The following is a 14,183-nucleotide window of genomic DNA, read 5'->3' as shown; positions in this document are numbered from 1 at the left end:
ACATAAGCGCGCAACAGCAGATACCACACCAACCGCCCTCAGCAGATGGCGGTTTTTTTGTATCCGCCGCCACGCTCCGGGGCCTCCCGCAAGGAACCTTAGGACCATGACCACCAAAATCGAAAACCTCCGTATCACCGATATGCAGGAACTGATCTCGCCAGATGAACTGGCGGCGAAACTGCCCAGTAATGATCTGGCCAGCGAAACCGTGCTGGATAGCCGCGCCGATATCCAAAGGGTGCTGCGCGGCGGGGATGACCGGCTGATCGTTGTGGTCGGGCCCTGTTCGATCCACGACACCAAGGCGGCGCTGGACTACGCTGAACGGCTGAAACACCTGCGCGATGAATTGGCGGGTGAGCTGGAAGTGGTGATGCGGGTCTACTTCGAGAAACCCCGCACCATCAGCGGCTGGAAGGGGCTGGTGAATGATCCCAGGCTCGATGGCTCCTTCCGCATCAACGAGGGGTTGGAGATGGCGCGCAAGCTCCTGCTCGACATCAACCAGATGGGGCTGCCGGTTGGGACCGAGTTCCTGGATACGGCGGTGCCGCAGTACCTGTCGGATCTGATGGCCTGGGCGGCCATTGGCGCGCGCACCACTGAGAGCCAGATCCACCGGGAGATGGCCTCGGGCCTTAGCTGTCCGGTGGGTTTCAAAAACGGCACCCGTGGTAATGTGCAGATCGCCATTGATGCGGTGCGGTCCTCGGCGCATCCGCATCATTTCATGGCCCTGGCCAAAAATGGCCGCGCGGCGATTGCGGCCACCAGCGGCAACCCCGATTGCCATATCATCCTGCGCGGTGGTGGCGGCACCAACTATGACGCGGGGTCTGTTCATGCGGCCTGTCAGAAGGCCGAGCAAGACGGCATTCGCGGCCATGTGATGATCGACGCCAGCCATGCCAACAGCGACAAAGATCCAGCGAAGCAGCCGCTGGTGCTGGCGGATGTGAGCACCCAGCTGCGTGCGGGGGAGCAGCGCATTACCGGGGTGATGATCGAGAGCCATCTGGTCGCCGGGCGTCAGGATCTGGGCAAGGGGGAGCTGACCTATGGTCAGTCGGTCACCGATGGCTGTATCGGCTGGGAAGATACCGTGGCGGAGCTGCGCAAACTGGCCGAAGCAGTAAAGCAGCGCCGCGCGCGCCCGGCGCAGCTGGCGGGATAAAGGGCAAATCGCTTCCTGCCTGGGCCAAAGACTGATCCAGGCAGGGGGCGCTCAGGCCGCTAGCAAAGCTTGCATTCGCAGGGCGGCCCACGCATATCCTTGGAAGACATTCTTTTGGGGAGTTCCCATGATCCGCTTTGCTGTTTCCACCCGACTCTTTGTGGCCCTTGCCCTGGCCCTTTGCACGCTGACCCCGGCTCAGGCCGAGACTCGCGTGCCGCAATCCCAGGCCGAGATCTCATTGGGCTTTGCGCCACTGGTGAAACAGGCGGCTCCGGCGGTGGTGAACATCTACGCCAAGGTGGTGCGTCAGGCGCGGCAGCGCTCTCCCTTTATGAACGATCCATTCTTTGAGGACTTTTTTCGAGGGTTCTCCAATCCACGCCCCCGGGTTGAAAGCTCGCTGGGCTCGGGGGTCATCCTGTCCGAGGATGGCATCGTGGTTTCCAACTATCACGTGGTGGCCATGGCGACCGAGATCCGGGTGGTGACCACGGACAAGCGGGAATATGAGGCCCGCGTGGTTCTGGCCGATCAGGCCAGCGATCTGGCGATCCTGCAGCTGCAGGAGGTCTCGGGCCTGCCCTATCTGAACCTGCGCAACAGCGATCAGGTTGAGGTGGGGGAGCTGGCCCTGGCCATCGGCAATCCCTTTGGGGTTGGCCAGACAGTCAGCAGCGGCATTGTTTCGGGACTGGCGCGCAGCGGCACCGCCTCGGGTGAGGGCTTTGGCTATTACATCCAGACAGATGCGCCGATCAATCCGGGCAATTCGGGCGGGGCGCTGATTGATGTGAACGGCGATCTCATTGGCATCAACACCCGCATCCTCAGCCGCTCTGGTGGCTCCAACGGCATCGGCTTTGCCATTCCGGCCAATCTGGTGCGGGAATTTGTCAAACAGGCGCGCAATGGCGCCGAAGAGTTCCAGCGCCCCTGGGCGGGCATGGCCGGGCAGCCGGTGGATGCGGATCTGGCGGGATCGCTGGGCATGGAGCTGCCCGAGGGCATGGTGATTTCCGAACTGCACCCCCAAAGCCCCTTTGCCAAGGCGGGTTTTGAGGTGGGGGATGTGATCACCGAAGTTGACGGTGAGGTGGTGAATTCTCCGTCAGAAATGGTGTTCCGCATGTCAGTCGCCGGGCTTGATGGCACCTCGCAGGTGACGCGCCTGCGCGGCGAGACACGTGAGACACGTGAGACTCTTGTGGTTGAGATGTTCACCGCGCCAAATGATCCGCCGGCGCGCTCTGTCGTCATGAACGAAAACAGCGTGCTGCCAGGCTTGACTGTGGGGCTGATCAACCCTGTTGCCATCGTCCGTCTGCAATTGCCGCTTTCGGCGCGGGGCGTCGCGGTTCTGGATCCCGGGCCCTATGCGGCACGGGCCGGGGTCAGGGCTGGGGATATCCTTCTGGCCATCAATGGCAACGAGGTGACAGGCTCGGAAGATGTGCCAGCTCTGTTGGAAGCTTCGGGCCGTCGGCTGCGCTTTGATCTGAACCGTCGCGGTCAGCGGGTCAGCCTGCATATGCGGCGCTGAACCATGGCGGATCTGTTTGATGACGGCGCACCTGCAGCGATTACCGAAAAACCGGACCTAAATCGGCCGCTGGCCGATCGTTTGCGGCCGCGATCCCTGGCGGAGGTGATCGGCCAGCAACAGGTCCTGGGCGAGGAGGCGCCGCTGGGGGTGATGCTTTCCTCGGGCTCCTTGTCGTCGTTGATTTTCTGGGGGCCGCCGGGTGTCGGCAAGACCACCATTGCGCGGCTCCTGGCGCGGGAAACGGATCTGCATTTTGTTCAGATTTCTGCAATCTTCACCGGGGTGCCCGACCTGCGCAAAGTGTTTGAAGCCGCCAAGATCCGGCGTCAGAACGGCCAGGGCACATTGCTGTTTGTCGATGAGATCCACCGCTTCAATAAGGCGCAGCAGGATGGATTTCTGCCCTACATGGAAGACGGCACAATCTTGTTGGTTGGCGCCACCACGGAAAACCCCTCGTTTGAGTTGAACGCTGCTGTGCTGTCGCGGTCCCAGGTCCTGGTGTTGGAGCGGCTATCGCTGGTGGATCTGGAGCTGTTGACGCAGCGCGCCGAGCGGGAGTTGGACAAAGCCTTGCCGCTCAATGGCGAAGCGCGGGATGCGCTGCATGAGATGGCCGATGGCGACGGGCGCACGCTGCTCAATCTGATCGAACAGGTCGCGGCCTGGCGGGTAGCGACCCCCTTGGGGCGGGAGGCGCTGGCCACCCGATTGATGCGTCGGGCAGCAAAGTATGACAAATCCGGCGATGAACATTACAATCTGATCTCTGCCCTGCATAAATCTATCCGGGGATCTGACCCGGATGCGGCGCTCTACTGGCTGGGGCGGATGCTGGAAGGCGGCGAGGACCCGAGGTTTTTGGCACGGCGTCTGACCATGATGTCGACCGAGGATATCGGCCTGGCGGACCCACAGGCCAATACGGTCTGTCTGAATGCCTGGAATACCTATGAACGCCTTGGCAGTCCCGAAGGCGAGCTGGCCCTGGCCAATGCGGCCGTCTATCTGGCCTTGGCGCCCAAATCCAATGCGGTTTATGTCGGCATCAAGGCGGCCCGCCGTCTCGCCAAAGAGACCGGATCAGCGCCGCCGCCCAAACATATCATGAATGCCCCAACCAAGCTGATGGCGGAACAGGGCTATGGCGATGGCTATGCCTATGATCACGATGCCGAAGATGGGTTTTCCGGACAGAACTATTTCCCGGACGGGGTGCGCCGTCCGGTGCTGTATCAGCCAGTGGAGCGTGGATTTGAGCGCGAGTTGAAACGGCGCTCTGAGTATTTTGCCAAGCTGCGGGCGCAGCGCAATAGCTAGGCGCTCAGCGGGGCTATTTCGGGGGCAGGCCGGGGATCAGGAACTCTTCCATCAATTTGACCGGGAGCTTCCAGTCATCTGGCTGATTGTAGTTGCCGGCCTGGATGACCACTACGGTTCCGGTCTTTTGCCCGACGGTTAGGCGCTGACCGCCATTGCCAAAACCCGCAGCCCAGACCGGCGGGGTGCCGACGGGGGCCAGCCACCACTGATAACCATAACGCAATCCACCGGCTGCGGCATGGGCGCTGAAACTGCGCGTGATCCAGTCCTGGGAAACGATCTGCTGGCCTTGATATTGTCCTTTGTTGGCCAGCAGGGTGCCGATCCGCGCCAGATCCGGCGCGGTTAGCCGCAGTCCCGAAGCTGCCGCATGGGTTTTGCCATCCAACCCCAGCACCCAGTCGCTTTTGTTGATGCCAAGCGGTTGAAACAGCGCCTCCTGGGCAAATTCTGCCAGTGTTTGACCCGAACCCCGGCTGATCAGTGCGCCAAGCAAAGCAGTGGAGCCCCCGGAATAGGACCATGTGGTGCCGGGTGTGTCGACGATTGGGCGGGAGAGGATAAAGCGCAGCTTGTCCTCGGCCAGCTCCATAGCGACTTCTGAGTTTTTGGGGTTGGTATAGGGAAGCTGTTCGTTCCACTCCAAACCCATCTGCATGGTCAGCACGTGTTCGATCGTGATCGCATTGCGCTGAGGGTCAGCCAGATCGGCATATTCAGGGAACTGCGCCAGTAATCCGGCCTCGGGTGGGGGCACCAGGTCTCTGTCCAGGGCAATACCATATAAAAGGCTGACGATGCTTTTGGAGATGGAGCGCAGATCGTGCAGTTCTTCGGGCCCAAACTGGCGCTCTCCCAGAGGATCGCCCCAACGTTGGTCCTGGCCTTCGAAATAGGCCTCTGCCAAGGTCTGCCCGTCTCGACGGACCAAGACACCATGCAGCCCTGCCAATTCGCCACTGTCAAAAGCAGCCTGCAACTGGTCTTCTACCTCATTGGCATAGGCGGCCTGTGCGGGCAGAAAAACAGCGCAAATCATTGCCAGGGATCTGAGGGACATCGACATATAGGAGGCTCCTGTTGTTCGCTTTGCATAAGAGCTAGGGCGGCACTGCATGGCTTGCAACGGGAAAACTTGACATCTTTGCTCACCCGCGCCACAGACCCTTGATGATTTCAACGGTATCTCTGGTCGCCCTTGGCGGCGCTTGCGGGGCAGCGCTTCGCTACCTGACGGGCGTCGGGGTTTTGCGCCTGTTTGGTCACCAGGACTTCCCGCTTGCGATCATAACCGTCAACGTGGTCGGCTCCTTTCTGATGGGGGTCTTTGTGGTGGCGGCGGCGCAAAAGGGGCTGACACATCTCAGCCCGCTGGTGATGACCGGGCTGTTGGGGGGCTTTACCACCTTTTCGGCCTTTTCACTGGAGAGCGCCAATCTGATCGAGCGCGGTGCTTTTGGGCAGGCTGCGGTCTATGTGTTTCTATCTGTCGGCCTGTCGGTTGGCGGATTGTTTTTGGGCCTTTGGCTCGCAAGAGGAGTGTTCGCATGAGCGGCGTACAGATGATTACCGTAGCCGAGGCGGATGATGACCAGCGGATTGACCGCTGGCTGCGTCGCTTGTTCCCGCATGTGAACCAGGGCCGCATTGAAAAGATGTGCCGCAAGGGCGAGCTGCGCCTGGATGGCGGTAGGGTCAAGGCCAATACGCGTGTTGCTGCCGGTCAGGTTGTGCGGGTTCCACCCCTGGCCGAGTCGGATATGAAGCCAGCGGCCCCCCGTGCTGCGCGGATTTCAGAGGCGGATGCCAAGATGATCCGGGGCTGTGTCATCTACAAGGATGACGACGTTATTGTCCTGAACAAACCTGCGGGTCTGGCGGTGCAGGGCGGCAGCGGCACCACCAAACATGTGGATGGTCTGGCCGATGCGCTGCGCTTTGACGCCGAGGAAAAGCCCCGGCTGGTGCATCGCCTCGACAAGGACACATCTGGCGTACTGGTACTGGCCCGCACGCGGCTGGCGGCAAAATCGCTGACGGCGGCCTTCCGCCATCGCAACACCCGCAAGATCTACTGGGCGCTGGTTGCAGGCGTTCCCACGCCCTACCTGGGCGAGATCAAAGCGGGGTTGGTCAAAGCTGGCGGACATGGCGCCAGTGGAGAGGGCGAAAAAATGATCGCGGTGCATCCAAATGAGATCGACAGAACTCCTGGAGCTAAGCGGGCGCATACCTATTACGCCACGCTGTACCGGGTCGCCGGGCGCGCCTCTTGGGTGGCAATGGAGCCGGTGACCGGGCGCACCCACCAGCTGCGCGCCCATATGGCCGAGATTGGTCACCCCATCATTGGCGATGGCAAATACGGTGGTTCAGGCCAGGAAAACCTGGGCGATGGCTGGGGGGCGCAGCTGGGCGGAGTGATCAGCAAAAAGCTGCATCTGCATGCACGCCGCTTGGTGTTTGAACACCCGACAACCAAAAAAGACATCGTGATGATGGCGGAGCTGCCGCCACATATGAAGGACAGCTGGGACACCTTTGGCTGGACCGAAGACCTGGCCGCCGATGATCCTTTTGAGGCCTTGATGTGAGCACTGATCTGCGTCTGATCCTGTTTGATGTGGATGGCACTTTGGCGGACAGCCAAAATGCCATTGCTTCGGCGATGGAACGGGCGTTTGCCGGTCAGGGGCTGGCGGTTCCGCCCCATGCCAAAATCCTGTCAATTGTGGGGCTGTCGTTGCCTTTGGCGATGGATCAACTGGCACCTGACCAGCCCGTCGCAGTGCGGGCGCATTTGGTCGAGGGCTACAAACAAGCCTATATGGACAAACGTCTGGCCCAGGGGACGGGGCATTCGCCGCTGTTTCCTGGCGCCGCCGAGGTTCTGGCAGAGCTGCACGCCGTGCCGGAATATCTGCTGGGGGTGGCGACCGGTAAATCACAACGTGGGCTGGAGGCTCTTATTGCCGCCCATAATCTTGAGTGTTTCGTCACGCGCCAAGTGGCGGATCATCACCCCTCCAAGCCGCATCCTTCGATGGTGCTGACGGCCCTGGAGGAAACCGGTGTGGAGCCTGCCGATGCGGTGATGATCGGGGATACAAGCTTTGACATTGATATGGGGCGGGCGGCCGGTGTACGCACCATCGCGGTTGACTGGGGCTATCACCCTGCGGCTGACCTTGGGGCGGATCATATCGTCAGCAGGTTTGACCAGTTGCCCCCTCTGTTGCAACAGATCTGGAAGACATGAGACATGAGTGAGTGGAAGCAAAAGCGGTTCTGGAAAGAGGCCTCGGCGGTTGAGGTCGAGGGCGGATTTACGGTGCAGCTGGACGGGCGCGGGGTGAAAACTCCGGCAAAGGTCGCGCTGCTGCTTCCGAGTCTTGCCATGGCCGAGGCGATTGCCGCGGAGTGGGATGCACAGGTTGAGGGCATCAACCCCGAGACCATGCCCTATACCCGTTCTGCCAATGCAGCCATCGATAAGGTCGCGAATCAGCACGCTGAAGTCGCAGACATGCTGGCCGATTACGGCGATTCGGACCTGTTGTGTTACCGCGCCGACAGCCCACAGGAGCTGGTGGCGCGTCAGACCGAGCAATGGGACCCTGCCCTGAACTGGGCCAGAGAGGCTCTGGGCGCGGCTCTGGAAACCCGCCAGGGGCTGCTTCATGCGGGGCAGGATCCGGCAGTTTTGGCGAGGCTACGTCAGGCTGTTCATGACCTGGACAACTTCCAACTCGCAGCCTTTCACGACTTGGTTTCGATGTCCGGATCCCTGGTTTTGGGCTTTGCAGCAGCCAAAAATTGGCGCACAGCGGATGATATTTGGCAGATTTCGCGTCTGGACGAGACTTGGCAGGAAGAACAGTGGGGTGTTGACGATGAGGCGCAGCAAACCGCTGAGCTGAAGCGAACGGCGTTTTTGCACGCAAAAAGTTTCTACGACATTTGCTGACGAGACAGCAAATTGCGGGCAGGCTTCCCGTTAAGAAATTTTGTATCGAATAGTAAAGAGTTCACTATTCGGACATCGAATTTCATGATCACACACTTGACGTTTGTTGATGAATGCGCCCAAACTCCCTGTACGAATTGGGGTTTCCCCCGGTTCACACCATTTCCGGCATCACTCGTGCTGGGCAAAAAAAACCACCGCAATAGGTGGGACATCAGGAAGAGGTAAACATGAAAAATACCGTAATTTTGGGCGCGCTGACCATTGCTGGTCTGTCGGCTGGTGCAGCTGCTGCTGGCACTCTGGACGACGTGAAAGCCCGCGGCAAACTGAACTGCGGCGTGACCACCGGTCTGGTGGGCTTTGCGGCTCCAAATGCTAGCGGCGAATGGGAAGGCTTTGACGTTGCCGTATGTCGCGCTGTTGCAGCCGCCGTACTGGGCGATTCCAACGCTGTTGAATTCGTGCCAACAACCGGCAAGACCCGCTTCACTGCGCTGGCGTCCGGCGAAATCGACATGCTGGCCCGGAACACCACCTGGACCTTCTCGCGCGATGTTGACCTGAAGTTCGAATTTACCGGCGTAAACTACTACGACGGTCAGGGCTTTATGGTTCCCAAAGAGCTGGGCGTTTCCTCGGCCAAAGAACTCGACGGCGCGACAGTCTGCATCCAGACCGGCACCACCACCGAGCTGAACCTGGCTGACTTCTTCCGTTCGAACAACATCTCTTATGAGCCTGTACCTATTGAGACCAACGCCGAAGCGCAGCAGCAGTATCTGGCTGGCGCCTGTGACGTTTACACCACGGATGCTTCTGGTCTGGCCGCGACCCGCGCCACTTTTGAATCGCCTGACGCGCACACCCTGCTGCCAGAAATCATCTCCAAAGAGCCACTCGGCCCGCTGGTTCGTCACGGCGACCATGCCTGGGGCGATGTTGTTCGCTGGACTCTGAACGCGCTGATCTCGGCTGAAGAGCTGGGTGTGACCTCCGCCAACATCGGTGAGATGGCTGCTGGCACCACCAACCCTGAAATCAACCGTCTCCTGGGCTCCGAAGGTACCCTGGGTGAGATGCTTGGTCTTTCGGCTGACTGGGGCAAGAACGCGATTGCCGCGGGTGGTAACTACGGCGAAGTCTTTGCTGACAATATCGGTGAAGCAACTCCAATCGGTCTGGCACGTGGCCTGAACGCACAGTGGACCAAAGGCGGCCTGCTGTACTCGCCTCCGTTCCGCTAAGATCCATTTAGGAAAGGGCGCAGGACATCCTGCGCCCTTTTTCCTTCTGATACTATCCAACAAAATTTGCTTTAGATCTGACGCGACGAGCAGGGAGCCAACCCCGCCGAAGAATAGATCTGTGAGCTACGGGGATCTCTTTATATGTCAACTCTCACTGACCCTCCGCAGGAGCAGTTTCGGCTCTCCATGTTGGTCAACGATACCCGCTATCGATCATTGACCTTCCAGGCGATAGCCGCGCTGGTGCTGGCGCTGGCCATTTGGTACCTGGGCAACAACCTCATTCAGAACCTGCGTGCCGCCGGCCTGAATATTTCCTATAATTTCCTGGGCGATCGCTCTGGCTATGACATCGCCCAGCGATTGATCGATTATGACAGCCAGTCGAGCCATGCCCGGGCCGCAGTTGTCGGTATCCTCAACACCCTGCTGGTCGCCTTCCTGGCCTGTATCACCGCGACGATCTTTGGCGTTGTTGCCGGTGTTCTGCGTTTGTCGAACAACTGGTTGGTCTCCAAACTGATGGCCGTCTATGTTGAGATCTTTCGCAACATCCCGGTGCTGATCTGGATCATCATCATTTTCACCATCATGACGGCCGTTATGCCGGGCCCACGCGAGTTCCGCGGCGATGACCCCTCGGCCAGTATGCTGTTTGATCTCTTCGCCTTTACCAACCGCGGTGTCTACACACCGATGCCTGTGTTCACCAGCGGGCTGTTTGCCTCGACTGCCTTGAACTGGCTGCTCGTTCTGGCGGTTTTGGTCGGCTCTTTCTTTGTGATGCGCCAGGTCAATGCCAATGCAACGCGCAAGCAGGAAGAGACCGGTATTCGTCCCAATACTCTGCTGATCTCGCTGGCTGTCTGGATCGTTCCAGTTGTTGCGTTGATGCTGATCATGGGCCTGACCTGGGAAGTTCCGGAGCTAAAAGGCTTTAACTTCAAAGGCGGCATCAAAATTGGTGGTCCTCTGATCGCCCTTTGGTTTGCTTTGTCGATCTACACCGGTGCCTTTATCGCGGAAAACGTTCGTGCAGGCATTCAAGCGATTTCCAAGGGTCAGACCGAGGCCGCGGCGGCTCTGGGGCTTCGCCCTGGCCGGATCATGAACCTGGTGGTTCTGCCACAGGCTCTGCGGGTGATTATCCCGCCGCTGATTTCGAACTTCCTCAATATCACCAAAAACTCTTCGCTGGCGATTGCGGTTGGCTATGCGGATATCACTGCGACCCTGGGTGGGGTGACCCTGAACCAGACTGGTCGCGCGATCGAATGCGTGCTCTTGATGATGCTGTTCTATCTGACCGCCTCGCTGCTGATTTCGATGGTGATGAACGTCTATAACGCCTCCGTTAAGCTGAAGGAGCGCTGAGCCATGAGCGATAAACAAAACAATTCTATTGCCTTTGTCGCCACAAGCGTCATCCCTGAATCCCCGCCCCCCGCGCGGGACACTGGGGCCTATAAATGGGTGCGCGAGAACCTGTTCTCGAGCATTCCTAACAGCATCTTGACCCTTGCAGCTCTGGCTCTGCTCTATTCCCTGCTTAGCAACACCCTGCCTTGGATGCTGAATGGGATCTGGACGACCTCATCGCTGGCTGAATGTCGCGAGATCTTGCAAGGGGAATCTGGCGCCTGTTTCTCGGTTCTCACCGAACGCTGGAACCAGCTGCTTTATGGCTTCAAATACCCCACCGACCAATACTGGCGGCCCAATCTGGCTCTGGTGCTCTTGCTGATCGCCATGGCGCCCGTGCTGTTCTTTGATTTGCCGCGCAAGCTGCTGGCCTTTACCGTTGTTTACCCCTTCTTGGCCTTCTGGCTGATCTGGGGTGGAACCATCATGGTGCCAATCGTGGCGCTGATTGGGTTTGCAGTGGCCGCTGTTGTGTTCCAAAACCTGGGTAAAGGCAGCTTTGCCGCCGGGTTCTTTGGCGCCATCGTCGCGGCCCTGGTGGTCTGGAAAGTTGGCGGCATGCTGATCCCCGAAGGTGCTTCTGAGAGCGCGATGCTGTCACCTGTACCGTCCCGTGATCTGGGTGGCTTCATGCTCAACATGATGCTGGGCGTGACCTGCGTGTCGCTCTCGGTTCCCTTGGGTATTGCGCTGGCTTTGGGGCGTCAGTCCTCGATGCCGCTGATCAAGTGGATCTGTGTGGTCTTTATCGAGTTCGTGCGCGGCGTGCCGCTGATCACGCTGCTCTTTGTGGCCTCGGTGATGCTGTCCTACTTCTTCCCGCCAGATGCAACGGTGGATCTGTTCTTGCGCGTGGTCATCATGATCACCCTCTTCTCGGCGGCCTATATCGCCGAGGTGATCCGGGGTGGTCTCGCGGCCCTGCCAAAGGGACAGTATGAGGCGGCGGATAGCCTAGGCCTGGATTATCCACAGGCGATGCGTCTGATCATCCTGCCGCAGGCATTGAAGATCTCGATCCCGGGTATCGTGAACGTGGCCGTTGGCCTGTTCAAAGATACCACGCTGGTCTCGGTCATTTCGATGTTCGACATGGTTGGGATGATCCGTGGTCCTATTCTTGCCTCGACCGAGTGGAACGGCGTCTACTGGGAGCTCCTGGGCTTTGCAGCCGCTTTGTTCTTCGTCGTTTGCTACGGCATTTCTCAATACTCTCAGTGGCTCGAGCGTCGCCTCGCCACTGGTCACCGATAAGGAGGCCGGACAATGGCTGACACTTCTCAAATGCAAGTCTCTGATGAAATCGCAATCACCATCAACCAGATGAACAAGTGGTACGGGTCTTTCCACGTGCTGCGCGACATCAACCTGACCGTAAACCAGGGGGAGCGGATCGTGATCTGTGGCCCCTCGGGCTCGGGTAAATCGACCCTGATCCGCTGCATCAACGCGCTGGAAGAACACCAGCAGGGCAGCATCGAAGTCGATGGCACGCTCTTGTCGAATGATCTGAAGAACATCGACAAGATCCGGTCCGAGGTCGGCATGTGCTTCCAGCACTTCAACCTCTTCCCGCATCTGACCATTCTGGAAAACTGTACGCTGGCGCCGATCTGGGTTCGCAAGACACCCAAGAAAGAGGCCGAAGAGCGGGCGATGCATTTCCTGGAAAAGGTGAAAATCCCGGATCAAGCCAACAAGTACCCTGGCCAGCTTTCTGGTGGTCAGCAGCAGCGTGTGGCGATTGCCCGCTCGCTGTGCATGATGCCACGGATCATGCTGTTTGATGAACCCACCTCGGCGCTCGACCCCGAGATGATCAAAGAAGTGCTCGACACCATGATCGAGTTGGCGGAAGAGGGCATGACCATGCTCTGCGTGACCCACGAAATGGGCTTTGCCCGTCAGGTTGCGAACCGGGTGATCTTTATGGATGCGGGCCAAATTGTGGAACAAAACGAACCAGAAGAGTTCTTCAACAACCCGCAGAGCGAGCGGACACAGCTGTTCCTGAGCCAGATCCTGGGTCACTGATCCAAGAACCTCGCTGCGTGACGTCAAACGGCCCCTCGAAAATTCGGGGGGCCGTTTTTATGTCTGGGGTTTGGCCCGGGCGTCAGAGCCGTTTGTCGGGCACGAGTTTGATCAGGCGATGGTTAGACTAGACCGGGGTTACGCGGGCAGTTCTTCGCCCAGCAGTTCCCGCGGGACGATGAAATCCACTGCCCGGCCTGAGCTCCAGCTCAGCTGACTCCAGCTGTCGATATCAAATTGTACAACCAGGGTGGCCCCCGTCGGGTAGTCATCAAAGCGCACATGATCTGGTGGCGCGGCCACGATGGCATGGGCAAAGGCGGCGATGCCCGGGTTATGGGTGACCAGCAGTACACTTTGGTGCTCGGCTTCGCGCAGCGCCTGAAAAAGGATTTCGGAACTGGCATGATACAGCCGCTCGCTAAATGAGGCCGGGGCCTCAAACCCCATCAGCGCCTGGGTTTCGCGGGTGCGCTGCGAGGAGGAAGACAGGATTTGGTCGGGTATATGGTTGTGTTGGCGCAGCCATTCTCCCAGGGCTTTGGCAGATCGGCGTCCGCGTTTGTTCAAAGGGCGGGCATGATCGCTGGGGGAGTTGCTGTCCCAGGCGGATTTGGCGTGGCGGGTCAAAATCAGGGTACGGGTCATGATGGGTGAAAATACCTCATGTGATGTGCGGTTTGTTCTATGCGTCGTCCAGCCCCCTGGCTCAGAGGGCATGCGCACCGAGCGAGGCATCCCTGCGTCATGCAGGCTACTCCGGCCGGGGTGTCCAGATGTTGGTGACAGGCGGTTAGATCATAGGGGCCGCCATCAGCCAATGCATGTACCGGGCATGTATTCAAACATGGTTGGGTTGTGCATGTCGCGCAGGGAGAGTGTGCCAAAGGAGGGGGGGGGATGTCAAAGCTTTGATCGAAGTGGAGCGCTCCCCGGTAGGATATCAACATGCCGACCTCATCATGCACCATCATTTGTGACGGGGATGTGAAGGCCCGCCCCGTGGCCAGCGCCCAGTCCACAAAGGGCGTATAGGGTGGGCCACCAAAGGGGAAATAGGGCTTAGCCCCCAGTGTCTCGGCCAGATCACCTATGACACGCGCTGACCACTGATCTATCGGGTCTGCTACGGCATCTAGGTGTTCCCGGGAGCTGGTGAAGACTGGCCAGAATGCCTCTCCTGTGCCCAACAGTACCAAAGTCCCGTGCGAGAGCCCCTGCGCAGGATGGAGATTGGGACGCAGGGCACCGTAGATTACCAGACCCTGCTCAGAGGCCGCCTGCGAGACTTGGTCATAGCTCGGGCTCTTTTCAGTCTGCATAGATGGTGTGATGGCCACTGTACCCTCCCCGATATCTGTCAGAGAGAATATCAGACAGCTCAGCAGGAAACGCGCAAAAACGGCTTTACCGGTTCAGATACGCCCTTTGCTAGGTCATTTCGACAGAAAGGGCTCCGGACCC

14 protein-coding genes are annotated in these 14,183 nt (G+C 59.1%); 11 read left to right on the top strand and 3 right to left on the bottom strand.

From position 1 onward, the window contains the following. Positions 1-106 precede the first annotated feature (106 nt). From AN476_RS18225 to AN476_RS18215, 3 genes are all read left to right on the top strand, one after another. Positions 107-1,177 (top strand): 3-deoxy-7-phosphoheptulonate synthase, encoded by a 1,071-nt coding sequence (locus AN476_RS18225; protein ID WP_054463214.1) that lies wholly within the window; start codon positions 107-109, stop codon positions 1,175-1,177. A gap of 127 nt (positions 1,178-1,304) precedes the next feature. Then, a complete protein-coding gene (locus AN476_RS18220) occupies positions 1,305-2,720 on the top strand; it encodes a trypsin-like peptidase domain-containing protein (RefSeq protein WP_054463213.1) in 1,416 nt (471 codons plus the stop codon). A 3-nt stretch (positions 2,721-2,723) separates the two neighbouring features. Continuing rightward, on the top strand, positions 2,724-4,043 hold the full coding sequence (locus AN476_RS18215) for a replication-associated recombination protein A (protein ID WP_054463212.1): 1,320 nt from the start codon (positions 2,724-2,726) through the stop codon (positions 4,041-4,043). 13 nt (positions 4,044-4,056) lie between these two features. Here AN476_RS18215 and AN476_RS18210 read toward each other — a convergent pair whose 3' ends face one another. After that, a complete protein-coding gene (locus tag AN476_RS18210; RefSeq protein WP_083464393.1) occupies positions 4,057-5,112 on the bottom strand; it encodes a serine hydrolase in 1,056 nt (351 codons plus the stop codon). A 104-nt stretch (positions 5,113-5,216) separates the two neighbouring features. On the opposite strand from AN476_RS18210, the gene crcB reads away from it, so the two are divergent. From crcB to AN476_RS18170, 8 genes are all read left to right on the top strand, one after another. Next, complete coding sequence (gene crcB / locus AN476_RS18205; RefSeq protein WP_054463211.1) at positions 5,217-5,597, top strand: fluoride efflux transporter CrcB; 381 nt, start codon at positions 5,217-5,219, stop codon at positions 5,595-5,597. Next, complete coding sequence (locus AN476_RS18200) at positions 5,594-6,640, top strand: RluA family pseudouridine synthase (RefSeq protein WP_054463210.1); 1,047 nt, start codon at positions 5,594-5,596, stop codon at positions 6,638-6,640. The genes crcB and AN476_RS18200 overlap by 4 nt, the downstream gene beginning before the upstream one ends. Then, entirely contained in the window at positions 6,637-7,305 is a 669-nt protein-coding gene (locus AN476_RS18195; RefSeq protein WP_054463209.1) for an HAD-IA family hydrolase, read from the top strand. The genes AN476_RS18200 and AN476_RS18195 overlap by 4 nt, the downstream gene beginning before the upstream one ends. 3 nt (positions 7,306-7,308) lie before the next feature. Then, positions 7,309-8,013: an ATP12 family chaperone protein gene (locus AN476_RS18190; protein ID WP_054463208.1), complete on the top strand. Its 705-nt coding sequence runs from the start codon at positions 7,309-7,311 to the stop codon at positions 8,011-8,013. A 230-nt stretch (positions 8,014-8,243) separates the two neighbouring features. After that, positions 8,244-9,260: an amino acid ABC transporter substrate-binding protein gene (locus AN476_RS18185; protein ID WP_054463207.1), complete on the top strand. Its 1,017-nt coding sequence runs from the start codon at positions 8,244-8,246 to the stop codon at positions 9,258-9,260. A gap of 144 nt (positions 9,261-9,404) precedes the next feature. Next, the gene (locus AN476_RS18180) at positions 9,405-10,637 is read left to right on the top strand and encodes an amino acid ABC transporter permease (RefSeq protein WP_054463206.1); all 1,233 of its coding nucleotides are present in this window, start codon (positions 9,405-9,407) and stop codon (positions 10,635-10,637) included. 3 nt (positions 10,638-10,640) lie between these two features. Further along, positions 10,641-11,939 (top strand): amino acid ABC transporter permease, encoded by a 1,299-nt coding sequence (locus AN476_RS18175; RefSeq protein ID WP_054463205.1) that lies wholly within the window; start codon positions 10,641-10,643, stop codon positions 11,937-11,939. A gap of 30 nt (positions 11,940-11,969) precedes the next feature. After that, positions 11,970-12,719: an amino acid ABC transporter ATP-binding protein gene (locus tag AN476_RS18170; protein ID WP_009810857.1), complete on the top strand. Its 750-nt coding sequence runs from the start codon at positions 11,970-11,972 to the stop codon at positions 12,717-12,719. 138 nt (positions 12,720-12,857) lie between these two features. Here the strand turns inward: AN476_RS18170 and AN476_RS18165 are convergent, their stop codons facing one another. After that, on the bottom strand, positions 12,858-13,367 hold the full coding sequence (locus AN476_RS18165) for a histidine phosphatase family protein (protein ID WP_054463204.1): 510 nt from the start codon (positions 13,365-13,367) through the stop codon (positions 12,858-12,860). Next, positions 13,364-14,041 carry a ferredoxin gene (locus AN476_RS23420; protein ID WP_083464392.1) on the bottom strand — a complete coding sequence of 226 codons (678 nt, stop codon included), beginning with the start codon at positions 14,039-14,041 and terminating at the stop codon, positions 13,364-13,366. The genes AN476_RS18165 and AN476_RS23420 overlap by 4 nt, the downstream gene beginning before the upstream one ends. Between the last annotated feature and the right edge of the window lie 142 nt (positions 14,042-14,183).

The organism is Phaeobacter sp. 11ANDIMAR09, from assembly GCF_001294455.1.
Classification (GTDB): domain Bacteria; phylum Pseudomonadota; class Alphaproteobacteria; order Rhodobacterales; family Rhodobacteraceae; genus Pseudophaeobacter.
The sequence above is the reverse complement of the archived record's forward strand: the minus strand, read 5'-3'. Positions and strand labels throughout refer to the sequence as shown.

Bases quoted from the DNA above. Each gene is read 5' to 3' on its own strand.
- AN476_RS18200 (WP_054463210.1), top strand. From the start codon at position 5,594: ATGAGCGGCGTACAGATGATTACCGTAGCCGAGGCGGATGATGACCAG.
- AN476_RS18165 (WP_054463204.1), bottom strand. From the start codon at position 13,367: ATGACCCGTACCCTGATTTTGACCCGCCACGCCAAATCCGCCTGGGAC.
- AN476_RS18215 (WP_054463212.1), top strand. From the start codon at position 2,724: ATGGCGGATCTGTTTGATGACGGCGCACCTGCAGCGATTACCGAAAAA.
- AN476_RS18180 (WP_054463206.1), top strand. From the start codon at position 9,405: ATGTCAACTCTCACTGACCCTCCGCAGGAGCAGTTTCGGCTCTCCATG.
- AN476_RS18170 (WP_009810857.1), top strand. From the start codon at position 11,970: ATGCAAGTCTCTGATGAAATCGCAATCACCATCAACCAGATGAACAAG.
- AN476_RS23420 (WP_083464392.1), bottom strand. From the start codon at position 14,041: ATGCAGACTGAAAAGAGCCCGAGCTATGACCAAGTCTCGCAGGCGGCC.
- AN476_RS18175 (WP_054463205.1), top strand. From the start codon at position 10,641: ATGAGCGATAAACAAAACAATTCTATTGCCTTTGTCGCCACAAGCGTC.
- crcB (WP_054463211.1), top strand. From the start codon at position 5,217: ATGATTTCAACGGTATCTCTGGTCGCCCTTGGCGGCGCTTGCGGGGCA.
- AN476_RS18220 (WP_054463213.1), top strand. From the start codon at position 1,305: ATGATCCGCTTTGCTGTTTCCACCCGACTCTTTGTGGCCCTTGCCCTG.
- AN476_RS18190 (WP_054463208.1), top strand. From the start codon at position 7,309: ATGAGTGAGTGGAAGCAAAAGCGGTTCTGGAAAGAGGCCTCGGCGGTT.
- AN476_RS18185 (WP_054463207.1), top strand. From the start codon at position 8,244: ATGAAAAATACCGTAATTTTGGGCGCGCTGACCATTGCTGGTCTGTCG.
- AN476_RS18210 (WP_083464393.1), bottom strand. From the start codon at position 5,112: ATGTCGATGTCCCTCAGATCCCTGGCAATGATTTGCGCTGTTTTTCTG.
- AN476_RS18225 (WP_054463214.1), top strand. From the start codon at position 107: ATGACCACCAAAATCGAAAACCTCCGTATCACCGATATGCAGGAACTG.